Source organism: Erythrobacter sanguineus (assembly GCF_900143235.1).
Lineage (GTDB): Bacteria > Pseudomonadota > Alphaproteobacteria > Sphingomonadales > Sphingomonadaceae > Erythrobacter > Erythrobacter sanguineus.
Genome location: NZ_FRDF01000008.1, coordinates 21,014 through 44,991, shown reverse-complemented (window position 1 = coordinate 44,991; position 23,978 = coordinate 21,014). Strand labels below are relative to the sequence as shown.

Below are 23,978 nucleotides of genomic sequence, written 5' to 3'. Positions count from 1 at the left end.
CTCAGAACGGCGAGATCTTGTTGAAGAAGCGGCTCAGCCAGCCCGGGCGGCTCGCCTGCTGCACCGCGCCGCGCCCTGAATAGATGATCCGGGCATTGGCGACCTGGGCGGAGGAAAGGCGGTTATCGCCATCAATGTCGATCAGGCGGATGCGTCCGGCGAACTGAACCCATTCTTCGCCCTGGCTGAACATCATCTGCTTTTCTCCGACCACTTCGGCGGTGCCGTTGGGGTAGATCGCGGCGATGGTCACCGCGACCGCGCCGTTCAACCGGCTCTGCTGCGCGGCATTGCCCCCACCACTGAACGACCCTTCAGCCGCAGCTTTAAGGGCATCGGGGTTGAGAAAATCGAGCGGGCCGGAGGCGGGCGGGGTGATTCCGAAGCTGCCCGAACGGTTGGTCTGCCCCGCCGTGCTCTTGGTGGTGATGGTGTTTTCGGTGAGGATGATCGTCACCATGTCGCCCAGCATCCGCGCGCGGGTGCCAGTGACGAGGCCGGAATAGCCGTTCCCCACCTGAAAGATCGCGCCCGCATTGGCGGTTTGTGCCAGCGGCTGCGGTGCGGCGACCAGCATGGGATCGCCCACGCCTGCCGCCACCATCGCCGCGCCGGGCGGAGGGGGCGCGGTAAAGCCTGTCTGCGGCCCGCTGCCGCCTGACCCCATGCAGGCACCCAGTGCCAGCGTTGCGCCAAGGATGAGGTATCGAGCCGTCATGATGTTTCTCACAATGTCTGATTGGCGTTGCGCAGCATTTCGTCGACCGCGCTCACCATCTTGGAATTGATTTCATAGGCGCGCTGGGCCTCGATCATCTCGACCAGCTCTTCGACCACATTGACGTTGGAGGATTCGAGCATCCCCTGCCGGATCTGCCCGCGCCCGTTCTCGCCCGCAAAGCCGAGCTCTGCCGGGCCGGAAGCGGCGGTTTCGACCAGGAAGTTGTCGCCGATCGCGCGCAGGCCTGCCGAGTTGACGAAGCTGGCGACGGTCAGTTGGCCCAGCAGCGTGGGTGCGGCATCGCCGGGTGTCAGCGCGCTCACCGTGCCATCGGGCGCGATCACGACCGATTGCGCGCCCGGCGGCACCTGCAAGGGCGGCTGGAGCGCATAGCCCTGCGAGGTGATCAGCGTGCCATCTGCCGAAAGGGTGAAATTGCCGGCGCGGGTGAAAGCGATTTCGCCGCCCGGCGGCAGTTCCACCTGGAAATAGCCTGGGCCATCCAGTGCCAGATCGAGCGGGTTGGCGGTGTTGTTGAGCGTGCCTTGCGCCTCGATCCGGGTGGTGCCTTGGACCTGCACCCCGGTGCCGAGGTTGAGGCCGACCGCGAACGCGGTCTGCCCGGTCGATGCCTGACCAGCCACGCGCTGTTCCTGATAGGCGAGCGTGGCGAAGTCCGCACGGTCGCGCTTGAACCCGGTGGTGCCGATATTGGCGAGGTTGTTGGCGATGACGCGCATCCGCGCATCCTGAGCCTCAAGGCCCGTGCGGGCGACGTGAAGGGCGGAGGTGGGCATTGGTCAGTGCTCCTTGAAAAGGGTTCAGCGCAGGCCCATCAGGCCGCTGGAGGCTTCGTCGAGCTCGCCTGCGGTCTGGATGATCCGCGCGCGCTGTTCAAAGGCGCGCTGGGCTTCGATCATCTGCACCAGCGTATCGGCGGTTTCGACGTTGGATTGTTCAAGTGCGCCGGTGGCAAGGCGCGCGGTCGGATCGGGGGGCAACACGCCGCCATTCGGCACCTTCAGGAATGAGTCGATCCCCTTGGCGAGCGGGCTGCCATTCGGCGTCACCAGCCGCAGCTTGTCGATCGTCTCGGCAGGTGCGTTCGGCGCGGCCGGATCGCTTGCCATGATCGTGCCGTCGGCGGCGATAGCGATGCTGAACCCTGGCGGCACGGTAATCGGTGTGCCGCCTTCGCCCAGAACGGCCAGTCCTTCGCCATTTTCGATCACGCCCGATGCGGCAACACGCAGGTCGCCGCGGCGGGAATAGATCTCTCCCTGAAGGTCGGGTGACTGATAGGCCAGCAGCGCTTCGCCTTCCAGCGCGACATCCATCGGATTGCCGGTCGGCACCACCCGCGCCGCTGTCATGTCCGCCCCGCGCACATTGCCGCGCGCCATGGCGCGGGCTTCCAGTGAGCCATCCTTCAGCGTGGCCGGGGTGACCGCGAAGATTTCCTGACGAAAGCCGGGGGTCGAGGCGTTGGCGAGATTGTTCGCCACCACCCGTTGCCGGTCCATCGCCGCGTTCATCGCGGTCATGGCAGTGTAGATCAGCCGGTCCATCGCGTTTTACTGCTGCCGCAGGTTGATGACGGTGGTCGAAATCTGCGTCGCGGTGTCGATGGCGCGGGCATTGGCCTGGAAATTGCGCTGCGCGGTCAGCAGCGACACCATTTCCTCGGCCAGATCGACATTGGAACGTTCCAGCGCGCCGCTGATCATCTCGCCATTATTGCCGATGCCGGGGTTGCCGAAACTGGGCGGGCCGGAATCGCCCGAGGCCTGCCATTTGGTTTGGCCGATGGCGCGCAGTCCGGTTGGTGCGGCGAAGGTGGCGAGCGCGATCTGTCCGATCGGGGTCGAGGTGCCATCGGCATAGGCGGCGCTGACAATCCCGCGATTGTCGATCGTGACATTGGCCAGTCCCGAACCGGCCGCATTGGTCAGCGGCACGATCACATCGGCGGGCACGGCCGAGGTCGGAACCCCGGCAGCATCGACCGGGAAGGCCTGCAGGCGGTTGCCATTGGCATCCTGCATTTCCCCGGTGGCCCGCAGCTGGAAATTGCCGTTGCGGGTGAAGCTGAGTTCACCCGAGAACGGATTTTCGAGCGCAAAGAAGCCGTCGCCGTCAATCGCGACATCAAGGCTGCGGCCGGTCTGTTCGAGCGGGCCGAGCGCGAAGTCCTGCGTGATTGCCGACACGGTCGCGCCGATCCCGGCGGTCCGACGCGGATCGGTGGCCGAACCGCTGGCGACCAGATCGGAAAACTGCGCCGAGCTTTTCTTGAAGCCGGCGGTTTCGGCATTGGCGATGTTGTGGGCAATCACGCGCAAGTCGGTTTCGGCATTGCGCAGGCCGCTGAGGGAAGTGAAGAAGGACATAGGTGTGTGATCCTCTGGTTGGGGATTGGGGTCAGGGCTGAACGGGGGGTGAGGCAAGACGCAAGGCTGCTTCCTGCGCGGCAATCAGGCGGTCGAGCTTGGCGGAGATGTCCTCCAGCGTGGCCCCGCTTTCGGTGGTCGCGGCGAGCGAGGAAAACTGCGCCATCTGCGCCAGCATCGCTTCGTTATCGGTCGGTTCGAGCGGGTCCTGAAAGGTCAGCTGCGTCGTCAGCAGCCGCAGGAAATCGCCGCCGTCGAGCGACCCCAGCCCGCCGCCGGTGAGCCGCGAAGGGGTGTTGAGCCGATCGAGCGTGCTTTGCGCGGCAGGAGTGATCGCATTGCTGGTGGTGGTCATTACTGGCTCCTCAGGGTTTCGAGCATCAGCTGCTTGGCGGTCTGGAGTGCCTGCACCAGGTTCTGATACTGGCGGGCGCTCTCCATGATCTCGATCATCTCGGCGCTTTCATCGACCGGTGCCTCGAACACGTTGCCATCGGCATCGGCGAGCGGGTGCGAGGGATCGTGGCGCTTGTTGGCTGCGGTTTCGGCCCGCACCAGCCCGCTCGATGTCACCCCGGCAAGGCCTGAGGCGCGATCGAGTTCGACGGCAAACACCGTGCGGATCGGGCGATAGGCGCCTTCCTCGGTAGAGGAGACAGAGCCTGCATTGGCGAGGTTCGATGTCGCCGCGTTCATCCGCACCATCTGCGCGCTCATCGCGCGGGTGGTCATGGAAAACAGCGTCATGGGCGCGCGTTCGGGCATGGTCATTCACCCTTCAGCGCGCGGGTGAGGGTGTTGACCTTGCCCTGCACGAAGCTGAGGCTTGCCGAATAGGCAACGGCGTTTTCGGCGAAGGCGACCTGTTCGCGGTTCAGTTCGACCGTGTTGCCATCGAGCGAAGGCATGGTCGGGTTGCGCCACACCATTCCGGCGCGCGGGTCGCTGGTGGCGGCACCATCGCCGCGCTGGCTGGCGAGGCGCGCATCAAGCGCGGCCCCGAAATCAATGTCGCGCGCCTTGTAACCCGGGGTGGCGGCATTGGCGATGTTGGAGGCGATCACGCCCATGCGCTCCGACCGCAAGGTCAGCGCCGCGCCGTGGATGCCGAAAAGTCTCTCGTTCATGCGGGTCTCCGCTCGGTTGTGCAGACCGTCCGAAACCGGGTTGCCTGCCAGTGCGACTTCGATTGTGCAGGAAGCGTGCCAATTTGTGCTGAGACGGCGCAGGCGCGGGTAAAGCGCGGCCCGATGGCAAACCCTTGCCGCCTTTCCGGCAAAGGCCTGCCGGTAATACGTAGGCTTAATCGGTCAGCGCGGCTGACGTTCTGACCTTGCGAAGGCCCTGTTTGCCTGGGGCCAGCGAGGGGAACCCGATGCCGGACAATGTCAGCTCCCTGATCGATCCGGGAGCATTCATGATCGTGGTCGCGGGCACAGTTCTAGCCTGCGCGGCGCGCTGCGGCTGGCGCGATTTCGGCGCTGCGCTGCGCGAGGCGGGCGGGCTGATGGGGTCGGGGTTCGATGAGGACGCCAACCGCAAGGCGCTGGCCCGCGCGGTCAGCGCGATCCGGCGCGACGGTTCCCACCGCGCCAACCCCATGCTGCCGCCTGACCGGGCGCTCGGGCTGATGGTTGAAACCTATCTGCGCCACGGTTCGCTCGAATCACTGGACCGTTCGCGCCGTGCCGAACGTGCGCTTGACGAAGCCCGCCGGGTGACGGCGGCGCAGGTGTTCGCGTGGGCGGGCGAACTGGCTCCGATCTTCGGGCTGATCGGCACGCTCTATGCCTTTACCCAGCTCGCCCCGGCGAGCGGCGAGCATGCCATCGCGGCAACCATGGCCGCGATCGCGACCTCGGTGCTTTCGACCCTTTACGGGGCGCTGCTGGCGCATCTCGCCTGCTATCCGCTGGCCAGCGCGATTGAACGGCGCGGGCTGGCGCGCGAACAGCAGCGCGAGGCGCTGGCCCGATGGTTCGCCGAACAGATCGCCGCACCTGCCTTGCCGCCGCGAGACAATCGGGCGCAGCTGAGGGGCGTGGCATGAGCGCGGCGTCCGTACCGCTCAAGGGCGGCGGCCATGGCTGGCAGGTTATCCTGGCCGACCTTGCGCTGATCCTGTTCCTGCTGACGCTTTCCGCCCTGCCGGCCGCCGAGGCAGAGACCGGGCGCAAGCCGACAGACCGCGCGGCGCGCGCGGAGGAAACCCGCGCGCGGACCGCCACCGCCGCGATCGCCGCTGCGCAGGCGCTTTATCGTCCGGTTACGGATGGGCCAACGCTGGCCGAATGGCTCGCCGCCCAGCCGCACGACCCGAGAGCGACGCTGACAGTCTTTGCGCGCTATCGCCCGGGCGGCGAGGCAGCGGCATGGGACGCGGCGCGCGCGCTGGCAGCTGGCGCAAGCGGTGGCGCGGTGCCGGTGCGGACCATCATCACAGCCGGGGCCGAGACAGATCTCTATGCCAGCCTCGCCTATGATGAAGTGCCGGCGGCATACGCGCAGTAAGCGGACGATGGATCAGCTTATGCCAGCGCGCCAGGATGCTGACGCATCACGCGCTGGAAATGCTCAGGCGCCGCACGGGCTTAACCAATGCGCGATGAGTCACGCTCATCGAGCATTGGCATTAGCCCACCACCACCCGGTTGCGGCCTTCCTGCTTGGCGCGATAGAGCGCCGCGTCGGCCCGCCCCAGCGCGCTGCGGGTATCGCTATCCTCGGTCACTTCCGCGACCCCGGCCGAAAAGGTGACGCGTCCGAACGGCTGGCCGTTCTCGCGGTTCATCATCTGGCGCGCGGCCTGCGCGCGGCGGATCATATCCAGTCGCAGGCGCGCTGCCTCCTTGTCCATGCCGTAGAACAGCAGCACGAATTCCTCGCCTCCGTGGCGCGCGGCGAAGCAGGCATTGTCACCATGTTCGCTGAGCGTCGCCGCCACCGCGCACAGCACCCGGTCGCCCGCATCGTGGCCGTGATTGTCATTGATCAGCTTGAAGCGATCGACGTCGCAGAACGCGATGCTCAGTTTCTCGCCCTTGGCGCGCGCTTCGATCGCGGCGGAGGCCAGCCGGCGTTCAAAGGCGCGGCGGTTGGGCAGGCCGGTGAGGTGATCGACATCGGCTTCCATCCGCGCCCGGACGAGATTTTCGCGCAGGTGATCGGTTTCTTCCTGACTGCGCGCCATGGCGACTTCGACCTGCTCGATCCGGGTCAGCATTGCGCGCGAGAGGTCGATCACCCGCGCCAGTTCGGTGGCTGCCGCCGGGACAATGGCAACTTCGGCCATCGCCTCGATCTGTGCGCCCAGCGCGCCGCGGTGATCGCTGGTTTCGCTTTGCGCCGAATGCGCGGTCTGGGCAAAGCGCATCAGCGAATATTCCAGCTGGTCCATCAGCACCTCAAGCTCGGCAATGCGCGCATGGCCTTCGGGGTCGAGGCGAGCGATCGTGTCGAGCCAGCGCTGATCGATCGGCTGGCCCGCGATCTCGCGCGCGGCGAAGGCCTGCGCCAATTCCGGATGCGATCCCGACAGCCCGCCGCAGATGGTCGCCAGATTGGCGGCGCTGACAGACAGATCATGGGTCTCGACGAATTCTCCGATCCGCGCCAGCAGCGCGCGGCGGGCCTCGTCGGCGCGGCCCGGGGTGGCGGTTTGGTCGCCAGTCCCGGCGGCGGCTTGGGCAGGAGGACGGTAGGATCGGGCGAATAAGCGGGAAGCAAGGGACATGGCAAACACCTGAAGGCTGCATGGATTTCTTGCCGCCACCCCTAGCCGCATCATGCTTAAGCCGTGCGGCGCCAGACCTCCGGTAAAGTCCTTAGGTCGTGATGCGGCTGGCTTGGCACGGCCCTTGCTGGGTTGTCGGGCATCCCCCCGCGCAAGCTGGCGCGTCTGACAGGAGCATATGCATGGAAATCACCAATCCCTGGCCCGATGGCTGGCGGCTCGCCCCGCTGGCCGCCGTGATGCTGCTGCCGCTGTGTGATGGCGCGGCGCGCGCCGGAAGCGCGGGCGGCTTTACCGATCCTGACACGATTGATCGTGCAGTGGTGGCCTTTACCGGTTCCGCCATTGGCACCCCCGGCGGCCCGCGAATACCGGCTGACCGGCGGCTGCGGCTAGCGGCCTGCGAAGCGCCGCTGGCGGTGGCGTGGCACGGCAATGCGCGCAGCTCGGTGCGGGTCGAATGCCCCGGTCCGGACAACTGGCGGATTTTCGTCGCGGTCGATTCCAGCGGCGGCTCTGCCCCCTCGGCCCGCCCGGCACCCCCGGCGATCAAGCGCGGCGATGCGCTGACGATCATGGTGCGCGGGCGCGGCTTTTCGGTGCAGCAGTCGGGTGAAGCGATGGAAAATGGCGCAGTGGGCGAATGGATATTCGTGCGCACCGCGCGCAAAGCCGAACCTCTGCGCGCCCGGATCGAACGCCCCGGTCTTGCGATCATCCCGGCCAGCTGAAGATTTCTTTACAGCCCCTTAAACTCGCCTCCGGTGGGCCGTTCTGCCTGTCACAATCCCATCAAGGATATACGCCATGCCTTCTGTCGAACTGAGCAAATTGCAAGGGATCGCCGTCCCGCGCGCGGTCTCCACAAGCGACCGCGCGCAGATCGAAGCGCGTGCAGCTGCGCCCCGCAGCGCTGCGGCCCCCGCTTCGGGTGTCAGTGTCGAGATTGCCAATGCCGCGGGTGCGGCCAGCGTGCCGGTCGATGCTGAGCGCGTGCAGCAGATCCGCGCTGCGCTGCAGGATGGGTCCTATCCGCTGGTGCCGACGCAAATCGTCGATGCCATGATCGCCGCGCAGATCAGCTTCGCGCTGCCGGCCAAGGCCTGACATGATGATCGAAATCCCCGCCTCACCCCAGCCTGTGCCAGCCCAGCCTGTGCCAGCCCAGCCTGTGCCAGCCACGCCTGCGCCAGCCGCGCCTCTGGCGGCAAGCCTGCGGCAGATGATTGCCGTGCTTGAAGATGAGCGGCAAGCGCTTGCCGCGCTGGATGCCGACGGGCTGATCGGCTCGGCGCGCGAGAAGGAGTCGCTGTGCGGCCTGCTGGCGGCGTTTGGCCCGCATGAACTCGACGGCGAGACCCGCGGCCTGGCCGAGACCGCGCGGCAATTGAACGAGGTCAACCGCCGGGTGCGCAACCTGCTTGCCGCCAATGTTGCCGCGCGGATCGAGGCGCTGGGCGGCCCCCGCCGGATGCCGCGCAGGGCCTATGCGCCGGTGAGCGCGTAAGCATTCACACTTAATCAAGTTGCCGTCGTTCTGGCACGCGGCTTGCAACGTCCCCGTCTGAAAGCGTCGCGCTCTGCGGCGCTGCGCGATCAGGCGGAGTTTGCGTGAGCACCTCACCCCCTTCCTTTTTGCCGTCCGGCTCGATCCGCGCCGGGTTTGATGCCGCCGCCCGCAGCCATCAGGCGGCGGGCGCGGGCGGACCCGTGCGCCCGATTGCCGTCCCGCTCTCCGATACCCCGGTCGAGGCCGCGATTGCGCGGGCGGCCGAACAGACGAGTGTCGATTTCGGTTTCCTGCTCGCGCAGGCCGAGGTCGAATCCGCAATGAACCCCGATGCCCGCGCCCGCACTTCCAGCGCGACCGGGCTGTACCAGTTCATCGAGAGCACCTGGCTTGATACGGTCAGGAAGCATGGCGGGCGCTTTGGCCTGGGCGGGATGGCCGATAACATTGCACTCAGCGCGTCAGGCAGCGCCCTGGTCGCCGATCCGGCGCAGCGTGAGGCGATCCTCGCCCTGCGCGCCGACCCACAGATCGCCGCGTTGATGGCGGCAGGACTGGCCGAGGATAACCGTGCGCATCTGACCCCGATCCTTGGCCGCGCGCCTGATCATTCGGAGCTTTACCTTGCCCATTTCCTTGGCGCGGGAGGGGCGGGGCGGTTCCTGTCGGAAATGCAGGATGACCCTTCGCAAAGCGCTGCCACCCTGTTTGCCCGGCCTGCCGCCGCCAACCGGACGATCTTCTACCAGCCTGACGGCACGCCGCGCAGCCTTGCAGGGGTGATGGACGTGCTCGCGGGGAAGCTTGAACGCGCGCTCGACCGCGCGGGCAGCGGACAGGGGGTGCGGCCTTCCCGTGCTGACCATGCCCGCACTGACTATGCCCACACCGACTATGCCCGCACATCAGGCCCCGCCGCCGCGCCTTATCGCATCGCTGATGCAGCCGGGTTGGGCGCTGGCCCGTCGCCTGCGCTCAATGGCGCGCTGCCACCCGCCCTATCACCGCCGCCGCGCGTGCCGATTTCGCAGGTGCTCGGCGCGGCCTTTGGCGGAGAGGCCAGCGCCGCACCTGTGCAGGTGCGCCGTGCATATGACCGGCTGAAGGCGTTCGGGCTGTGAGCGGTTCCGAGCTGCCCGCAGCGATGACGAGCGCCCCCGCCCCATTGCAGCGCCTGCTTGCCATGCCGGCGGCGATGGCGCTGCCGGCCGGTATCTTCGCGCTGTTCGCGCTGATGGTGCTGCCGATCCCGCCGCTGCTGCTGGACATTTTCTTCGTGCTCAACATCGCCATTGCGGTGGCGGTGCTGATGGTGGCGCTGAATGCGCGCCGCCCGCTCGATTTTTCCAGCTTCCCCAGCGTACTGCTGTTCGCCACGCTGCTGCGGCTGGCATTGAATGTCGCCTCGACCCGGATCGTGCTGATGAGCGGGCATGAAGGCGGCGCTGCGGCGGGCGAAGTGATCGAAAGCTTCGGCGCGTTTCTGGTTGGCGGCAATTTTGCGGTCGGGCTGTTCGTGTTCGCGATCCTGATGATCATCAACATGATCGTCATCACCAAGGGCGCGGGCCGCGTGTCCGAGGTTTCGGCGCGGTTCGTGCTCGATGCGCTGCCGGGCAAGCAGATGGCGATCGATGCCGATATCGCCGCTGGCCTCGTCACCGCCGATGAAGCGCGCGAACGCCGCCGCGAAGTCACGGTCGAGGCGGATTTCTACGGCTCGATGGATGGTGCGTCCAAATTCGTGAAGGGCGATGCGATTGCCGCGCTGCTGATCCTCGGTGTGAATATCATCGCCGGTTTCGCGCTGGGCATGATCAGCCATGGCCTCTCAGCGGGCGAGGCGGGCGAAGTCTATGTCACGCTGGCGGTCGGCGATGCGCTGGTGGCGCAGGTGCCATCGCTGCTGCTGTCGATTGCCGCTGCGGCCATCGTTACCCGGGTCGCCGACACGCGCGATCTGGCCGGGCAGATCGGTGGCCAGTTCGCCGATCCGCGCGGGTGGCTGCCGGTGGCGCTGATCCTTGGCGCGATCGGCCTTGTCCCTGCCATGCCGCAGACGATCTTCTTCCCCGGCGCCGCGATTGCAGGGGTGATCTGGTGGCAGTTGAAACGCCGCGCCGCCGCCCCGCCGCCGCCGCCCGCCCCCGCCGCCGAACCTGCGCCCGATCATATCGCGCTTGCCGATGTGTCGGACCAGACGTTGGTGACAGTGGAGCTGGGTTACGGCCTTGTCGGGCTGGTCGACGAAGGTCAGGGCGCGCCGCTGATCACCCGCATCACCGGCATCCGCAAGCAATTGTCGCGCGATCTGGGTTTTGTTCTGCCGCAGTTCCGGATCCGCGATTCGCTCGATCTGGCGGCGCAGGATTACGCCGTGCTGCTGGGCGGGGTGAGTGTGGCGCGCGGCACTGTCAAACCCGGCAAGCTGCTCGCCATCGACGCAGGCGAAGTGCGGCCGGGCCATGGGTTGGCAGGAGAAGCGACCCGCGATCCCAGCTTCGATTGCCCCGCCTTGTGGATTGTCCCGTCGGCGCGCGATCACGCGGTGGCCGAGGGGTTTCTGGTGGTCGATCCCGCCACGGTCATCGCCACCCACACCAACCAGGGGCTGCTGGCCGAAGCGCACCAGTTGCTTGGCCCGGACGAGGTGCGCGAATGGGTCGATGGCCTCAAGGCCCGCGCGCCGGCGCTGGTCGAGGCGGTGACGCCCGATCCGCTGACCCTGCCTGCGCTGACCCGCACCTTGCGTGCGCTGGTGGCGGACGGGATCGGGCTGGCGCATCCCCAGCCGCTGTTCACTTCGCTGGCGCTGGCGCTCCAGAAAACCACCGATTTCGATGCGGTGATCGATGCCGTCCGGGCCGATCTTGGCGCACGGCTGATCGCCCGCATTGCCGCATCGGGAGAGCCGCTGAAGGTGGCGACGCTCGATGCCGGGCTGGAAAGCGCGATCCTGGGCGGGATGATCGATCCTGCCACCGGCCAGCCGCTGGTGGAGCCTGATTGCGGCAGCATGATCGCGCGCGAGGTCAATGCCATCGCCGATGCCGAGAAGGGCGCCATTGCCCTGATCGTCCAGCCCCCGGCGCGGCGCGCGCTCGCCGCGCTGCTCAAGCAACGCAGCCCCCGCTGCCTTGTCCTTTCGATTGCCGAACTGCCCCCGACCCAGCCGATCGCGGTGGTGGGCGTGATCGGTGAGGCGACTGCGGCGGAACCGCCCGCGCTCGCTGCCCCTGATGCGACGGAACCTGCCTGATGAAACATGATGCCCAAAGCTTTGCCGGAGCGCAGCCTTACGCGCCCTCCCGCGCCGAGGTTGAAGACCGCGTGCGCCGTTTCCTGCCGCTGGTGCGCCGCGCGGCATGGCATATCCATGGCAGCGGGCGGGACGGGCTCGAAATCGAGGATCTGGTGCAGGCGGGCATCCTTGCCCTGACCGAATGCGCCCAGCGCCATGCCGGGCCGACCGAGGATGGCTTTGCCGCCTATGCCAAGATCCGGGTGCGCGGGGCGATGCTGGACGAAGTGCGCCGCGCCGCGCATGATACCCGCACCGCGCGCCGCAAACGCGCCGCCTTCGAGCGCGCGCTCGCAAGCCTGCGCGGCACCTTGGGGCGTGAACCCAGCCGGGCAGAGCTGGCGCGCGCGCTTGATGTCGACGATGCCGAATTGCTGTCGATCGAGAGCGCAGGCGTGACCCTGACTTCAATCTCCGAGGAGTATGACGAAAGCTCGACCGCCTTCGCCAGCGATGATCCCGACCCGTTCGAGGCCTTATGCGCCGCCGAAGACCGCGAGCGATTGCTGCGGGCGATGATTGCCCTGCCCGAGCGGCTGAAGCTGGTGCTGCAATTGTTCTTCGTCGAGGAGTTGAACCTCACCGAAATCGCCGCCGTGCTCGAAGTCAGCGTGCCGCGCGTCCACCAGCTGCGCGCCAAGGCCTTGAAAGACCTTAAGGCGCTGATGGAAGCGGAGGGGGCGGATTAGGCCACCCCCCCGATTTCTACCCTGCATCCCCATCGACATGGCCGCTGCCCGCGTGGGTCGCTGCTTCGGATCCGCCCGCACCCTTGCCGCCATTGGCATCCCACCAATAGGGCTGCCGCGTCGCCGAGCCGGTGCCGACTTCGTTCAGCGTCGTCGCATCGTACAGCCGCCCGCCGAGCATCACCTGCTCGATGCTATCGGACTTGCGGATGTCCTGACTGGGATCGTCCGACAGGATCACCAGATCGGCGAGCTTGCCGATCTCAAGGCTGCCGATGTCCTGCGCCATGCCGAGCGATTGGGCCGGGACGATGGTGGCGGCCCGCAAGGCCTCGACCGGGGTCATCCCGCCGCGCGCGAAGCTCCAGATCTCCCAATGCGCGCCGATCCCGGCCTGCTGGCCATGCGCGCCGATGCTGACCTTTACGCCCCGCTCGGCCAGCTTGTCGGCCTCGCGCGCGGAATTATCATCCACGAAAGCCCATTCGGGCGCTTTCACCCGCCGGGCATTGGCGGCGAGCAGCGCCTTGGGGGGCGTGTGGATCATCAGCGGGTGATCGAACACGTCCATCGCCTGCCGCCAGTAGGGATCGCCCGCCAGCCCGCCATAGGTAACCACCAGCGTGGGGGTGTAATTGCTGTTCGACTGGCCGAAGAATTGCAGCACGTCTTCGTAGAATATATCGACCGGCACATTATGCTCGATGGTGGAATTGCCGTCGGCGACAAGGTTCATGTCCATCCCGAACAGCGATCCGCCCTCGGCCACTACCAGCATGTTCTCCTGCGCGGCGGCGCGGGCGACCATCTGGCGCTGTTCGCGCCGGGGCTGGTTGTAGTTCTTGACCGAAATCCCGCCCTGCGCCTTGATCCGGCGGACATGGGCCAGCGCATCATCATAGCTGTCGATCCGGGCATAGACCGCTGGCGCCTTGGCTCCATAGATGATCTCGCCGGTCGAGAAGATGCGCGGGGCCAGCGTCAGGCCCGCCCGCTGGCGTTCGGCGGTGGCAAACACCGTGCTGGCCTGGCTCGACGGATTGTGCACCGTGGTCACGCCCAGCGCGAGATCCTGGAGCAGCGTCCAGTTCTGCTGCGGGATGAGGTCGCCGACCCCGTAAGGCCCGTGGGCATGGGCATCGACGATACCGGGCATGATGGTCTTGCCGCTGGCATCGATCAGGCGCGCGCCCGCAGGCACGGCGACGCTGCCCGCTGCGCCGATAGCCTTGATCCGATCGCCTTCGATCACGATCACGCCGTTTTCGATCGCGCCTGCATCCTCGCGCGCAAGGCCTGCCTTCATGGTCAGGATGCGCGCCCCGGTGATGACAGTGGTGCCGGAGGGCTTGGCCGCCATGACTGTCATGCCAAGCGGCACTCCGGCAGTGGGCGGGGTGTAGGTTGCGGCCTTGTCGCCATCTGCCTTGGGCGCGGTAGGGAAGAAATCGTTGACATTGGCGCTCTGCAGGCTCGGGCCGATCGACCAGAACAGCGTCTCACCCCCGCGCGCCCAGCCGAGGTAGTCCGCGCCTCCGGTGCTGACCTTGGTGACAGGCAGCGGCCCGCCCTTTTCGCTGACATCCACCGGCTTGCCGCCGGGCACCAGCGGCATGGCGAACACCTCGTAATTCTGGCGAAAGGCGATGGTGCGGCCATCCGGCGCGATGCGGAAATCATTGGCGAGTTCGCCCTTGGCATGCACCCGCCGCGCTTCGCCATTGAGGTCGGTGGAGATCAGCGCCAGCTTGCCGCCTTCGCCTGCCAGCATTAACAGGCGGTCGGAGGCAGCGCCCCATTGCGGATTGCCGCCATCGCGGCTGACAAGGCGTGGCTCCCCGCCGCTGACCGGCATCACATAGACGCCGGGGTTCTGCGAATAATCGGGTGCGGTGAGGTATCCGCCCTCACGCTTTTCAAAGGCGATCATGCCGCCATCGGGCGAAAAGGCGATGTTGCCGAAATGGCCCGGCCCGGTTAGCACGCGGCGGTTCTGCCCGGTGGCATCAGCGATCACGATTTCGCCCAGCGTCGCATCGTTCCAGCGCACATAGGCAAGGCTGCTGCCGTCGCGGCTGAAAGCGGGGAAGGCTTCCACTGCGTCGGCGCTGTCGCCGGTCAGCGGGGCGGGTGCATCCTTGCTGCGCACTGACTTGGAATGGAGCCGCCCGAGGCTTTCGAACACCACCCGCGCCCCGTCGGGCGACAGCGTGGCAAAGCGCGGCATGGCGGTGGTGAAGCTGTCTGGCGACACATCGATCACCGGATGCGGCGCATCGGCGATCCCGCGCGTGTCGGAGATGGTGAAGGGGATCACCGCGTGCCCCGATCCGTCGCGGTTCACGCGGTTCAATTTGCCGCCCGCCCAGAAGACAATCCCGCTGCTGTCGGGCAGCCAGTCTATGTTGGGATAGACCCCGGTCACCGCCCATGTTTCCTGCACATCGAGATCGAGCTTGCCATAGATCATCCGCTCGCCCCCGCTGGCCAGATCCTTGACCCACAGCTGGCTCTGATCCTTGTCGCGGCGGACGAAGGCGATTTCCTTGCCATCGGGCGAGGGCGCGGGCCGCACCGCGCCGCCATAGCCATCGACAGCGGTTGTCACTTCACCGGTGGCAAGATCATGGCGTTCGATCGCGAAGATGCCCGCGTTAGAATCCTGCGCATATTCGAAGATGTTCCCGCCGGTGGTGTTGCGGGTGTAATAGATCGCAGTTCCATCAGGGGCGAACACCGGCTCGCCCAGTTCCTTCTGCAAGGCTTCATTGGCGCGCTCGACCACCTGCACCCCGCCGCCGCCCGACACGTGGTAGAGCCAGATCTCGCCGGTGCCGAGCGAGCGCCCGGTGGTGAAATGCTTCTTGGCGGCAATGAACCGCCCGTCGGGCGACCAGGCGGGCTGATTGAGCAGGCGGAAATCCTCCTTGGTCACCTGCCGCGGGTCGCTGCCATCGGCGTTCATGACCCAGATATTGTCCCCGCCGCCGCGATCGGAGGTGAAGGCGATGCGCGTGCCATCGGGCGAGAAACGCGGGTGGACATCCCACGCAAGGCCCTCGGTGATGCGCTTGGGCGTGCCGCCGGTGATCGGCCCAGAAATCGGCATCGTGTAGATATCGCCGAGCAGCGTGAAGGCGAGCGTCTGACCATCGGGCGACACGTCGACATCCATCCACGTGCCTTCGTCGGTGCGGATCGGGACCTGCTTGATCTTTGCACCCTTGGGCGCCTCGACGCTCCAGCTTGCGTCAGCCTTGGCGGACTTGCCCTTCGACTGGGCGGCGAGCGGCGCTGAAAGGTTTGGGGTAATGCAGACGGCCCCGGCGAGCAGGGCGGCGGCGATATGACGCATGAAAATGTCTCCTGTGTTGGCGCGGGAGACTAGCGCCGCGCAACGATATTGCTAGGGGGCGGAACGCCGTTGGTCGATTAGAGGCTGCGCCTGAGGGGAAGGCACACAATGCTGCGCATCATCACCAACAATTTTGCCGTGCTGACGGTGCTGGGCGTGGGCCTCGCGTGGTTTTTCCCGACACTGTTCACGTGGATGACCGATGGCAGCATCGCAGTCGCGGGCCAGCCGCTGCTGAGCCTCGCGCTCGGCACGATCATGCTGGCGATGGGCCTGACGCTGACCTTTGATGATTACCGCAAGCTGGCCGCCCTGCCGCGCGCGCTGATCGCAGGTGTGGCGCTGCAATTTGCGGTGATGCCCCTGGCGGGGTTCGCGATTGCCCGCGTGCTGGCGCTGGAGCCGGGTCTAGCGGTGGGGCTGATCCTTGTCGCCTGCTGTCCGGGCGGGACGGCGTCCAACGTGGTGGCTTTTCTGGCGCGCGGCAATGTTGCCCTGTCGGTGGCGATGACCATGGCCTCGACCCTTGCCGCTGTGGTGCTGACCCCGCTGCTGACCGGCTGGCTGGCGGGGGCTTATGTGGAGATTGACCGCTGGAACCTGCTCACCAACATGATCGCCATCGTGCTGGTGCCGGTGGTTGCAGGCACGCTGCTGAACCGCCTGTTCCCGCGTGCGGCAGGGGCGGTGAGCGCTGTTCTGCCGCTGGTGGCGATCGTGCTGGTGATCCTGATCGTGGGCGGGATTGTCGGCGGAGCCAAGGCGCAGATCGCGCAGCACGCCGGCGTGCTCTTGCTGGCGACCTTTCTGCTGCATGCGACAGGCTTTGCGCTGGGATATGTGCTGGCGCGACTGCTGGGGCTTGGGGAGGTCGAGGCGCGCACTGTCTCGATCGAGGTCGGAATGCAGAATTCCGGCCTCGGTTCAGGCCTTGCCAAAACCCCTGCTTTCGCCGCGCAATTCGCAAACTTGCAGCAGGCTGTGCTTGCGCCCGTCCCGGCAGCCATTTCAGCCGTGTGGCACGTGGTGATCGGCAGCCTGCTGGCCGGCTGGTGGCGGCGGCGATAACCGTCACCCCGGCCCCGGCCTGCGCCGGGGCGACGAACCTCAGGAAAACGTCCCGCGCTTCGGCCCGAGATAGCCGAACAGGTATGCCCCAACCTTGCGCATCTGGATTTCCTCACTGCCTTCGGTGATCCGGTAACGGCGGTGATGGCGGTAGATGTGTTCGAACGGCTTGTGGCGCGAATAGCCGATGCCGCCGTGGACCTGCATCGCGCGGTCTGCCGCCTCGCACACCAGCCGGTTCGCCCAGTAATTGCACATAGAGACCTTGTCGGAGATGGTGCGCTCGATCTGTTCGTGGGGCATATTGTCCATCTCCCACGCCGTCTTGAAGATCAGCAGCCGCAGCATTTCCGCCTGCGTCGCCAGCTCCACCAAGGGGAACTGGATCGCCTGATTGCGCGCCAACTCCTCGCCGAAGGGCTTCCTCTCCCGCGCGTATTTCACGCTTTCATCAATGCAATAAAGCGCCGCGCCGCAGGATGACGCCGCCTGCCGGATGCGGTTCTGGTGGACGAAGCTCTGCGCCAGCGCGAGGCCGCGGCCTTCCACGCCGAGGATTGCGCTATCGGGCACCCAGACATTGGTGACGCTGAGGCGCGGGTGGTCGGTGGGCATGTTGAAGGTCCACATCCACTCCTCGATCTTGAGGCCTTCGGTGGGGTTGGGGACAAGGAAGCAGGTGATCCCGCTGGCATCCCCCGCCTTGCCCGAAGTGCGCGCGAAAATCGCGCAGTGGGTGGCAACGTGCATGCCGGTGATCCACATCTTCTCGCCATCGATCCGCCAGCCATCGACCCCGTCGCGGGTTTCCCGGACTGCGACGGTTTCCATGTGGGTGGCATCCGAGCCGTGGTCGGGTTCGGTCAGGCCAAAGGCAACGCGGCGGGTGCGTTCAAATCCGCCGGTGATGAATTCGGCCTTCTGCTCCTCGGTCCCCCACTGGTCGAACATGGCGACGAAGGGGAAGTTGCCAACGATGCTGTGTTCGTTCTGCAAATCATTGTGCAGGCCGAGGCCAGCCCGCGCAAAATGCTCGCGGATCACCGCCATCCACAGGTTGCTGCCGTCCTTGCCGCCATAGCGTTTGGGCGCGGAGAAGCGCCAATGCCCGGCCTTGTCGGCGCGGCGGGTGGCTTCCTTGAGCAGTTCCTCCCACTCGTGCCGGGGCAGCCCGCCCGCCTCGAAATCTGTGCGCGCATATTCGCGGCGGTGGTCGAAGAAGCGGATATTGTCGTCTTGGCTCTCGAGCGGCTTGATCTCGGCGGCGATGAAGGCATCGAGTTCATCGAGATAGGCCTGAAGGTCGGCGGGGATGGCGAAGTCCATTTATTGCTCTCCGGTCCATTTTTTGCGCGCATGGCCAAGCGCGGGGTATTTGGGTGAATCGATCTCGACTTTGGTTAGCGCACGCATTCTCAGTGTCGCTAGAAACTCGGGCGCATCGAGCCAGAGATCACCTGTCAAAATTTGCGATGGTCGCTGGTCGTGGAAGAACAGCTCGGAGGCTCCGTGCATTACCTCCCGCCGAACAATGCCAAGCGCGTTTCGTGCAACGGCTGCCTGAAACCTGTCGTGCGGTGAAAGCTGGTCCTTTATCGAGGCGATCCATTCGGAAATCGCCGTCAGGGTCTCCTGATCGCTTGCTTCGCCGAATTCGGTTTCCGCGCCGGAATGGAATGCAGGGACCAGCCGCGCCCGCTCCACCTCCGGAGCATCCTCCTCCAGCAGCAGCAGCAGGTCCAGTTCCTGCTCGCTGGTCCGGCGCGAGATCACCACGCGCTCCAGCATCCGGTCCGCGCCCGAGCGCCATTGCGCCGCCATCTTGAGGCAGCCCAATGCCCACCACACGGTGCGGTAGATCGTCCAGAAGCGGAACCGCGCGGGATCGACTGTCACCCCCGCTTCGGCCTCGTAGGCGGCGAAGTAATCCTCCAGTGACCCCAGCCCCAGCGCGGGGCGATCATACCGGGCAAAGCGCCACACTGCCATGCAGCCGAAGGCCAAGTCTTCGTGGGGGTCGCCAAAGTGCGCGAGTTCCCAGTCGAGCACGCCCGTCAGGGTCGAACCCTCCACCAGCAGGTTTCCCATCCGGTAATCGCCGTGGTTGAGGACAGGCTCGACCGCGTCGGGGCAGTTATCCTCCAGCCACTTCAGCCCCAGCGCGATGATCGGGCGATCCCCGCCCGCCTCCATGAACTGCGCCTTGAGGTCGGCAATCGCGCACGCGTAATCCATCACCGGCACGCCCTCCGGCACATCTGACTGCCGCAAGCGATGAATCCGCGCCAGATCCCGCGCCGCCTCAGCGAGCAGCCCCGCCGGATCGTCGCAAGCCAGAATAACCTTGGGATCAGCCGTCCCCGGCAAAGCGCGCATCACGAAGCCGCTGCCAAGCCCGTCGGGCCCGTCCAGCACCGCCACCACTTCCGGCGCAGTCACGCCCTTGGCGCGGGCTGCCTCGATCAGCGCGGCTTCGGTGGAGTGCCCATAGGGCCGCCCTTGCATGAATTCGATACTCGGCGCGCGGCGCAGGACGTAGGCGCTTGTCCCAGCCGCAAAGCGCCAGCTTTCCATCACCGCCCCGCCGGTGAGCCGCTGAAGCTCTCCCGACAACACGCCAAGGCCAGCGCGGGAACACACCCGCGCTAGCCCGGCGTTCAGTTCGTCAGCGGAGAGCCGCACGGTTTACGCAGGCACGTTGTCCTTCTTGACGGTGATCACCTGCGGATAGGTGAACTCCTTCAGGCCTTCCTTGCCGTATTCGGCGCCGAAGCCCGATTGCTTGTGCCCGCCGAACGGGGCGAAGGGCGAAAGGTGCAGGAATTCATTCACCCACACCGTGCCGGTTTCCAGCTGTTCGGCGATCTCCACACCCTTGTCCGGGTTGGCGGTCCACACCGCGCCCGCAAGGCCATATTCGGAGTTGTTGGCGCGCGCGATGACTTCTTCTTCGGAAGAGAACTTCATCAGCGGCATGACCGGGCCAAACTGTTCCTCGGCCACGATCCGCGCATCTTCGGGCGGGTTGTCGAGGATGGTCAGCGGCACGAAATAGCCGGTGCCGGTGGGATCGGTATTGCCGCCCAGCAGGAACTTGTAGCCCTTGTCCTTGGCATCCTCGATCAGGTCGAGCACGCGTTCGTACTGCTTCTTGTTCTGGATCGGACCGACGCCCGTGCCCTGCTGGCTGCCGTCGCCGACTTTCACATTCTTTGCATATTCGACGATCGCCGCCGACAGCTCATCATAGATATCCTCGTGGATATAGACGCGCTTGGCCGCGATGCAGATCTGCCCGGCGTTAGAAAAGCTGGACCAGAACAGCTGTTCGGCGACCTTCTTGGGATCGGCATCGGGCAGCACGATCGAGGCGTCGTTGCCACCGAGTTCCAGCGTGATGCGCTTGAGATCGGCGCTGGCGCCTTCCATGATCTTTTTGCCGGTGGCGGTCGATCCGGTGAAGGTGATCTTGTCGATATCGGGGTGCGAAGTGATCATCGGGCCAAGATCGTCCTCACCCGTGATGATGTTGACCACACCGGCGGGCACCTTGTCCGCAATCAGCTCGGCGATCTTGAGGGTGGTGAGCGGGGTGAAGGGCGAGGGCTTCAAAACGATGGTGCAGCCCGACAGCATGGCGGGTACGATCTTCTGGATCGCCATCATCACCGGGAAGTTCCACGGCACGATCCCGCCGACCACGCCCACCGGCACGCGGCGGGTGCGTGAAAGGCGCGTATCGCTGTCCTCGTTGATTTCATCCTCGAGGCTGAGGGTCGATTGCGCCGCGCTCATGCCCGCAGCGCCGTAGATTTCGCCCTTGGCCTGGTCGTGCGGCTTGCCCTGTTCGGCGGTGAGCAAGCGGTAGAGTTCCTCGGCGTTTTCCTTGATCGCGGCCGAAATCGCCATGATCGCAGCGCGGCGTTCCTCGATCGGGGTGTTCTTCCACGTCTTGAACGCTCCGCGCGCGGCGGCGACCGCCTTGTCGAGTTCGTCTTTGCCGCAGGCGGGCACCTGGCCAATCACCTGTTCGTTCGCCGGGTTGACCACGTCGAGCCAGCGGTCGGCGGCGATCATCTCGCCATTGATGAGGTTCTTGTATTGGGTGGCCATGATTATTCCTCTCTAACGAAGCGGGGGAGTTGTCTCTCTCCCTCACAAACTGGCGCGTCGCATCCGAAAACGCAATCGCTGCTGTGCCGGATCGTGTAGGCCTTGGGGTGATGCGCGGCTACTGGCGATTGCGCTATTGCCCGGTGCGCCTATGGAGGCGGCCAAACCTGCCTTCACGGAGAATGTGCATGAGTGATTCCCGCCCCGATCTGGTCATCTATGGCAGCCCGGTTTCGCCCTTCGTGCGCAAGGTGGCGGGGCTCTGCATCGAAAAGCAGGTTCCCTACGAGATCGAGGCGGTGAACGTGTTCGATCCGCCCCAGTGGTTCCGCGATATCTCGCCGATGAAGCGGATTCCGGTGCTGCGCGATCGGTCGGTGGCCGAAGAAGGCGTGGCCGGCACGATCGCCGATTCCTCCGCGATCTGCGCGATGATCGAACGCAAGCATCCTGCCCCTGCGCTTTATCCCGAAGACCCGATGGCGCTGGGCGAGGCGCTGTTCATCGAGGAATATGCCGATACTGCATTGGCTATGGCTGGGGGGCTGGGCATCTTTCGCCCGATCTTCTTCGCCATTTCCAAGGGCGACGAGCCCGATCTTGCCAAGGCCCGCGATGCCTGGGCCAACCAGATGCCGGCTGTGTTCGACGTGCTTGAGGGCAGGCTCGGCGGAAGCGGATTTTTTGCCGGCGAGGCCTTGTCGATTGCGGATATTTCGGTCGCATGCGTGCTGATGCAGGTGTCGCTGGTGGCCGAAACGCCGCTTGACCGCTGGCCCGCGCTTGCCGCCCACTTCGCCGCGATGCAGGCGCGGGCTTCCATCGCCCAACCTTACGCAGCGGCGGAAAAGATGGTCCGCAAGGCCTTGCCCACCCGGTTCGACCTGACCTAATCCGGATCCCCACACGGCGAACAAAGGACAGAGCGGCAAGCATGGCCAGCGAATGGTGCATCGGGATCATCGGCGGATCGGGCCTTTATGCGATCGACGGCATCGAGGAGGCCCAGTGGATCGCGATTGATACGCCGTGGGGCGATCCCTCGGACGAAATCCTGTGCGGGACGCTGCAAGGCGTGAAGGTGCGCTTTCTTCCCCGCCACGGGCGCGGGCACCCTGTCAGCCCGACCGAATTGAATTCGCGCGCCAATATTGATGCATTGAAGCGCGCGGGCTGCACCGATATCCTTGCGATCTCGGCCGTCGGTTCCTTGCGCGAGGAGCTGGAGCCGGGGCGCTTTGCCGTGGTCGAACAATTTATCGACCGCACCGTGGCAAGACCAAGCACCTTCTTCACCAGCGGCTTTGTGACCCATGTCTCAATGGCCGATCCGGTCTGCCCGCGCCTGTCGGAGATGGCGGCCAAGGCGGTGGCCAAGGCCAAGGGCAAGGTCGCCGTGGGCGCGACCTATCTCGCGATGGAAGGCCCGCAATTCTCCACCCGCGCCGAAAGCCGGATGTACCGCCAGTGGGGCGCGGATGTGATCGGCATGACCGCGATGCCCGAAGCCAAGCTCGCGCGCGAGGCGGAGCTGCCCTATGCCCTTGTCGGCATGGTCACCGATTACGACTGCTGGCGTGAAGGCGAAGCGGTTGATGTCGCGCAGGTGATCGGACAGATGCAGGCCAATGGCGCGCTGGCGCGGGCAATGGTCAGGAACTTTATCGCCGCCTTGCCCAAGCAGCGCGAGGCGTCACCCATTGATACCGCGCTCGACGATGCGGTGATAACCGCGCCGGACGAACATGATCCGGCCGTGATGGCCAGGCTGGATGCCGTGGCGGGGCGGTTGTTCGGTTAGGCTTGCGGGGGTCTTGGTGGCCCCTTGCGCTGCGGTTGGAAGCGGGCTTCAACCCAGTTGCCAGATCAGCGCAGGCAGCAAGGCAAGCCCGGTCGCGATCAGCGCCGCCGACACCCAGCGCCAGCGCGGCAGGCCCCGCCACATCCCGGCAAAGGCGTGCGCCAACCGGGCCTTGTCGCCGCGCTCGCGGGCGATGCGCAGCGAATAGATGGCGGCACCTGACAGCGAAAGGCTGGTCAGCAGCAGGCCGAACGCGAACCACGGAATCTTGGTCCAGTACCCGCCGAAGTCGCCGAAATGCAGCGGATCGGCCATTTCGGCGATGCGCTGGTGCAGGTTCATGTCGCGCCCGTCGGTGGTCAGCAGCACCTTGGCGCTCACCGGATCGACCCAGACCGTGTTGGCGCGCGAACGCACGAGCACTGCCTTGTGGTCGCCATGCAGTTGCAGCACGGGGCTTTCCTCGCCCGGCAGCAGCACCCGGCGCACTTCCAGCCCTGGATAGCCATTGAGCGCGGCGGCGAAAGCGGGTTTCAGCCCTTCGGCCATCGGCGTGGCCTGTCCCGCGATCTTGACCCTCGGCGGCGGCGGGGCGTTCAGTCCGACACTTTCGGCGAAATACCAAATTCCGGTGAGAGCCATCAGCGCCACGAACCAAAGCGACCATACACCCGACAGGCGGTGGAGATCGCCCCACCATGTCCGCGCATCGCGGCTGCGCAGCGGTTTGGTGAAGCCGCGCCACCATTTCTTATAGACCACCAGCGAGGTGACGAGGGTGACCAGCAGCAGAAAGCCGAGGAAGGCGACGATCGGCACGCCGATCCTGGTCGGCAGGTTGAGGTGGCGATGCATGTTGCGCAGCACCCGCTGCGCGCCTGCCCAAGGCCCTTCGCCCTGTATCGCGGCTGTGGCGGGATGGGCGTGGAGGTAGAACAGATCGCCTGCTTTGTCCTCCACCGTCACCTTGACCGCGAAGGCGGAGGCGACGGGCGCTTCCATCGACCATACCTGCGCCACCCCCGGATGGCGCGCGGCATTGCTGGCGATCCCGGCCCAATCGACCGGCCCTTCGGCACTGGCGGGTGCCACCCTCAGGCTGGGTTGCAGCACCCAGTCGATCTCGTGACTGACCACCGCCAGCGTGCCGGTGAACATGATGAAGGCCATGAACAGGCTGAGCTTCAGCCCCACCCATTGATGCACGGTCCACCACAGGCGCGAGGTCTTGCGCTTCTTCACGGGCTGCACGCCCGTTGCCGCGTCAAGATCGCGCACCAGTTGCATCAGAAGGCCC

At 65.9% G+C, this 23,978-nt stretch carries 24 protein-coding genes; 11 read left to right on the top strand and 13 right to left on the bottom strand.

What is annotated here, in order from left to right; genetic code table 11:
- Nucleotide 1: 1 nt before the first annotated feature.
- Genes BUA05_RS07800 through flgB form a run of 7 tightly spaced genes read right to left on the bottom strand, consistent with a single transcriptional unit; the run spans nucleotide 2 to nucleotide 4,238 of the window.
- Entirely contained in the window at nucleotides 2-718 is a 717-nt protein-coding gene (locus BUA05_RS07800; protein WP_072674106.1) for a flagellar basal body L-ring protein FlgH, read from the bottom strand.
- An 8-nt stretch (nucleotides 719-726) separates the two neighbouring features.
- Nucleotides 727-1,518, bottom strand: coding sequence for a flagellar basal-body rod protein FlgG (flgG, locus tag BUA05_RS07795; RefSeq protein WP_072674105.1), 792 nt, complete (start codon nucleotides 1,516-1,518; stop codon nucleotides 727-729).
- A gap of 24 nt (nucleotides 1,519-1,542) precedes the next feature.
- Nucleotides 1,543-2,289 (bottom strand): flagellar basal body rod protein FlgF, encoded by a 747-nt coding sequence (locus tag BUA05_RS07790; protein ID WP_072674104.1) that lies wholly within the window; start codon nucleotides 2,287-2,289, stop codon nucleotides 1,543-1,545.
- 6 nt (nucleotides 2,290-2,295) lie between these two features.
- Nucleotides 2,296-3,111, bottom strand: a complete 816-nt coding sequence (locus BUA05_RS07785; protein ID WP_072674103.1) for a flagellar hook-basal body protein — start codon at nucleotides 3,109-3,111, stop codon at nucleotides 2,296-2,298.
- A gap of 31 nt (nucleotides 3,112-3,142) precedes the next feature.
- Entirely contained in the window at nucleotides 3,143-3,466 is a 324-nt protein-coding gene (locus BUA05_RS07780; RefSeq protein WP_072674102.1) for a flagellar hook capping FlgD N-terminal domain-containing protein, read from the bottom strand.
- Nucleotides 3,466-3,882, bottom strand: a complete 417-nt coding sequence (gene flgC / locus BUA05_RS07775) for a flagellar basal body rod protein FlgC (RefSeq protein WP_072674101.1) — start codon at nucleotides 3,880-3,882, stop codon at nucleotides 3,466-3,468. The genes BUA05_RS07780 and flgC overlap by 1 nt, the downstream gene beginning before the upstream one ends.
- Complete coding sequence (flgB, locus tag BUA05_RS07770) at nucleotides 3,879-4,238, bottom strand: flagellar basal body rod protein FlgB (RefSeq protein ID WP_072674100.1); 360 nt, start codon at nucleotides 4,236-4,238, stop codon at nucleotides 3,879-3,881. Before flgB ends, flgC begins: the two co-directional genes overlap by 4 nt.
- Before the next feature lie 290 nt (nucleotides 4,239-4,528).
- On the opposite strand from flgB, the gene BUA05_RS07765 reads away from it, so the two are divergent.
- Both BUA05_RS07765 and BUA05_RS07760 read left to right on the top strand, forming a co-directional pair.
- Nucleotides 4,529-5,161 (top strand): MotA/TolQ/ExbB proton channel family protein, encoded by a 633-nt coding sequence (locus BUA05_RS07765; RefSeq protein ID WP_178139160.1) that lies wholly within the window; start codon nucleotides 4,529-4,531, stop codon nucleotides 5,159-5,161.
- On the top strand, nucleotides 5,158-5,622 hold the full coding sequence (locus BUA05_RS07760; protein WP_072674098.1) for a hypothetical protein: 465 nt from the start codon (nucleotides 5,158-5,160) through the stop codon (nucleotides 5,620-5,622). Before BUA05_RS07765 ends, BUA05_RS07760 begins: the two co-directional genes overlap by 4 nt.
- A gap of 121 nt (nucleotides 5,623-5,743) precedes the next feature.
- Here BUA05_RS07760 and BUA05_RS07755 read toward each other — a convergent pair whose 3' ends face one another.
- Nucleotides 5,744-6,844, bottom strand: a complete 1,101-nt coding sequence (locus BUA05_RS07755) for a GGDEF domain-containing protein (protein ID WP_158093695.1) — start codon at nucleotides 6,842-6,844, stop codon at nucleotides 5,744-5,746.
- Nucleotides 6,845-7,026: 182 nt separating this feature from the next.
- On the opposite strand from BUA05_RS07755, the gene BUA05_RS07750 reads away from it, so the two are divergent.
- The 6 genes from BUA05_RS07750 to BUA05_RS07725 all read left to right on the top strand — a co-directional run bounded on the left by BUA05_RS07750 (nucleotide 7,027) and on the right by BUA05_RS07725 (nucleotide 12,344).
- Nucleotides 7,027-7,575, top strand: coding sequence for a flagella basal body P-ring formation protein FlgA (locus tag BUA05_RS07750; protein WP_086616530.1), 549 nt, complete (start codon nucleotides 7,027-7,029; stop codon nucleotides 7,573-7,575).
- A 76-nt stretch (nucleotides 7,576-7,651) separates the two neighbouring features.
- Nucleotides 7,652-7,951 carry a flagellar biosynthesis anti-sigma factor FlgM gene (locus tag BUA05_RS07745; protein ID WP_084662529.1) on the top strand — a complete coding sequence of 100 codons (300 nt, stop codon included), beginning with the start codon at nucleotides 7,652-7,654 and terminating at the stop codon, nucleotides 7,949-7,951.
- A gap of 4 nt (nucleotides 7,952-7,955) precedes the next feature.
- Nucleotides 7,956-8,351: a flagellar protein FlgN gene (locus BUA05_RS07740; protein WP_245790131.1), complete on the top strand. Its 396-nt coding sequence runs from the start codon at nucleotides 7,956-7,958 to the stop codon at nucleotides 8,349-8,351.
- Nucleotides 8,352-8,455: 104 nt separating this feature from the next.
- Nucleotides 8,456-9,475 carry a transglycosylase SLT domain-containing protein gene (locus BUA05_RS07735; protein WP_143150276.1) on the top strand — a complete coding sequence of 340 codons (1,020 nt, stop codon included), beginning with the start codon at nucleotides 8,456-8,458 and terminating at the stop codon, nucleotides 9,473-9,475.
- Between the two features lie 23 nt (nucleotides 9,476-9,498).
- On the top strand, nucleotides 9,499-11,613 hold the full coding sequence (locus BUA05_RS07730) for a flagellar biosynthesis protein FlhA (RefSeq protein WP_072674208.1): 2,115 nt from the start codon (nucleotides 9,499-9,501) through the stop codon (nucleotides 11,611-11,613).
- A complete protein-coding gene (locus BUA05_RS07725; protein ID WP_072674097.1) occupies nucleotides 11,613-12,344 on the top strand; it encodes a sigma-70 family RNA polymerase sigma factor in 732 nt (243 codons plus the stop codon). Before BUA05_RS07730 ends, BUA05_RS07725 begins: the two co-directional genes overlap by 1 nt.
- Before the next feature lie 16 nt (nucleotides 12,345-12,360).
- Here BUA05_RS07725 and BUA05_RS07720 read toward each other — a convergent pair whose 3' ends face one another.
- Nucleotides 12,361-15,699 carry an amidohydrolase family protein gene (locus BUA05_RS07720; RefSeq protein WP_072674096.1) on the bottom strand — a complete coding sequence of 1,113 codons (3,339 nt, stop codon included), beginning with the start codon at nucleotides 15,697-15,699 and terminating at the stop codon, nucleotides 12,361-12,363.
- A 108-nt stretch (nucleotides 15,700-15,807) separates the two neighbouring features.
- On the opposite strand from BUA05_RS07720, the gene BUA05_RS07715 reads away from it, so the two are divergent.
- A complete protein-coding gene (locus tag BUA05_RS07715) occupies nucleotides 15,808-16,767 on the top strand; it encodes a bile acid:sodium symporter family protein (RefSeq protein ID WP_072674095.1) in 960 nt (319 codons plus the stop codon).
- Between the two features lie 39 nt (nucleotides 16,768-16,806).
- Here BUA05_RS07715 and BUA05_RS07710 read toward each other — a convergent pair whose 3' ends face one another.
- From BUA05_RS07710 to BUA05_RS07700, 3 genes are read right to left on the bottom strand one after another with little or no spacing between them, the layout of a single operon-like run.
- Nucleotides 16,807-18,093: an acyl-CoA dehydrogenase family protein gene (locus BUA05_RS07710; RefSeq protein ID WP_072674094.1), complete on the bottom strand. Its 1,287-nt coding sequence runs from the start codon at nucleotides 18,091-18,093 to the stop codon at nucleotides 16,807-16,809.
- On the bottom strand, nucleotides 18,094-19,449 hold the full coding sequence (locus BUA05_RS07705; RefSeq protein ID WP_072674093.1) for a phosphotransferase family protein: 1,356 nt from the start codon (nucleotides 19,447-19,449) through the stop codon (nucleotides 18,094-18,096). It abuts the gene before it with no gap.
- A gap of 3 nt (nucleotides 19,450-19,452) precedes the next feature.
- Nucleotides 19,453-20,880 (bottom strand): aldehyde dehydrogenase family protein, encoded by a 1,428-nt coding sequence (locus BUA05_RS07700; protein WP_072674092.1) that lies wholly within the window; start codon nucleotides 20,878-20,880, stop codon nucleotides 19,453-19,455.
- Between the two features lie 188 nt (nucleotides 20,881-21,068).
- Between BUA05_RS07700 and BUA05_RS07695 the strand changes: the two genes are divergently transcribed.
- Both BUA05_RS07695 and mtnP read left to right on the top strand, forming a co-directional pair.
- Nucleotides 21,069-21,773, top strand: coding sequence for a glutathione S-transferase family protein (locus BUA05_RS07695; RefSeq protein ID WP_072674091.1), 705 nt, complete (start codon nucleotides 21,069-21,071; stop codon nucleotides 21,771-21,773).
- Between the two features lie 41 nt (nucleotides 21,774-21,814).
- Entirely contained in the window at nucleotides 21,815-22,681 is an 867-nt protein-coding gene (gene mtnP / locus BUA05_RS07690) for an S-methyl-5'-thioadenosine phosphorylase (RefSeq protein WP_072674090.1), read from the top strand.
- Between the two features lie 48 nt (nucleotides 22,682-22,729).
- Here the strand turns inward: mtnP and BUA05_RS07685 are convergent, their stop codons facing one another.
- Entirely contained in the window at nucleotides 22,730-23,968 is a 1,239-nt protein-coding gene (locus BUA05_RS07685) for a PepSY-associated TM helix domain-containing protein (protein WP_072674089.1), read from the bottom strand.
- Between the last annotated feature and the right edge of the window lie 10 nt (nucleotides 23,969-23,978).

Excerpts from the sequence above, each read along its gene's own strand:
- BUA05_RS07800 (WP_072674106.1), bottom strand. The coding sequence starts at position 718 with ATGACGGCTCGATACCTCATCCTTGGCGCAACGCTGGCACTGGGTGCC.
- flgG (WP_072674105.1), bottom strand. The coding sequence starts at position 1,518 with ATGCCCACCTCCGCCCTTCACGTCGCCCGCACGGGCCTTGAGGCTCAG.
- BUA05_RS07790 (WP_072674104.1), bottom strand. The coding sequence starts at position 2,289 with ATGGACCGGCTGATCTACACTGCCATGACCGCGATGAACGCGGCGATG.
- BUA05_RS07785 (WP_072674103.1), bottom strand. The coding sequence starts at position 3,111 with ATGTCCTTCTTCACTTCCCTCAGCGGCCTGCGCAATGCCGAAACCGAC.
- BUA05_RS07780 (WP_072674102.1), bottom strand. The coding sequence starts at position 3,466 with ATGACCACCACCAGCAATGCGATCACTCCTGCCGCGCAAAGCACGCTC.
- flgC (WP_072674101.1), bottom strand. The coding sequence starts at position 3,882 with ATGACCATGCCCGAACGCGCGCCCATGACGCTGTTTTCCATGACCACC.
- flgB (WP_072674100.1), bottom strand. The coding sequence starts at position 4,238 with ATGAACGAGAGACTTTTCGGCATCCACGGCGCGGCGCTGACCTTGCGG.
- BUA05_RS07765 (WP_178139160.1), top strand. The coding sequence starts at position 4,529 with ATGATCGTGGTCGCGGGCACAGTTCTAGCCTGCGCGGCGCGCTGCGGC.
- BUA05_RS07760 (WP_072674098.1), top strand. The coding sequence starts at position 5,158 with ATGAGCGCGGCGTCCGTACCGCTCAAGGGCGGCGGCCATGGCTGGCAG.
- BUA05_RS07755 (WP_158093695.1), bottom strand. The coding sequence starts at position 6,844 with ATGTCCCTTGCTTCCCGCTTATTCGCCCGATCCTACCGTCCTCCTGCC.
- BUA05_RS07750 (WP_086616530.1), top strand. The coding sequence starts at position 7,027 with ATGGAAATCACCAATCCCTGGCCCGATGGCTGGCGGCTCGCCCCGCTG.
- BUA05_RS07745 (WP_084662529.1), top strand. The coding sequence starts at position 7,652 with ATGCCTTCTGTCGAACTGAGCAAATTGCAAGGGATCGCCGTCCCGCGC.
- BUA05_RS07740 (WP_245790131.1), top strand. The coding sequence starts at position 7,956 with ATGATCGAAATCCCCGCCTCACCCCAGCCTGTGCCAGCCCAGCCTGTG.
- BUA05_RS07730 (WP_072674208.1), top strand. The coding sequence starts at position 9,499 with ATGACGAGCGCCCCCGCCCCATTGCAGCGCCTGCTTGCCATGCCGGCG.
- BUA05_RS07725 (WP_072674097.1), top strand. The coding sequence starts at position 11,613 with ATGAAACATGATGCCCAAAGCTTTGCCGGAGCGCAGCCTTACGCGCCC.
- BUA05_RS07720 (WP_072674096.1), bottom strand. The coding sequence starts at position 15,699 with ATGCGTCATATCGCCGCCGCCCTGCTCGCCGGGGCCGTCTGCATTACC.
- BUA05_RS07715 (WP_072674095.1), top strand. The coding sequence starts at position 15,808 with ATGCTGCGCATCATCACCAACAATTTTGCCGTGCTGACGGTGCTGGGC.
- BUA05_RS07710 (WP_072674094.1), bottom strand. The coding sequence starts at position 18,093 with ATGGACTTCGCCATCCCCGCCGACCTTCAGGCCTATCTCGATGAACTC.
- BUA05_RS07700 (WP_072674092.1), bottom strand. The coding sequence starts at position 20,880 with ATGGCCACCCAATACAAGAACCTCATCAATGGCGAGATGATCGCCGCC.
- BUA05_RS07695 (WP_072674091.1), top strand. The coding sequence starts at position 21,069 with ATGAGTGATTCCCGCCCCGATCTGGTCATCTATGGCAGCCCGGTTTCG.
- mtnP (WP_072674090.1), top strand. The coding sequence starts at position 21,815 with ATGGCCAGCGAATGGTGCATCGGGATCATCGGCGGATCGGGCCTTTAT.
- BUA05_RS07685 (WP_072674089.1), bottom strand. The coding sequence starts at position 23,968 with ATGCAACTGGTGCGCGATCTTGACGCGGCAACGGGCGTGCAGCCCGTG.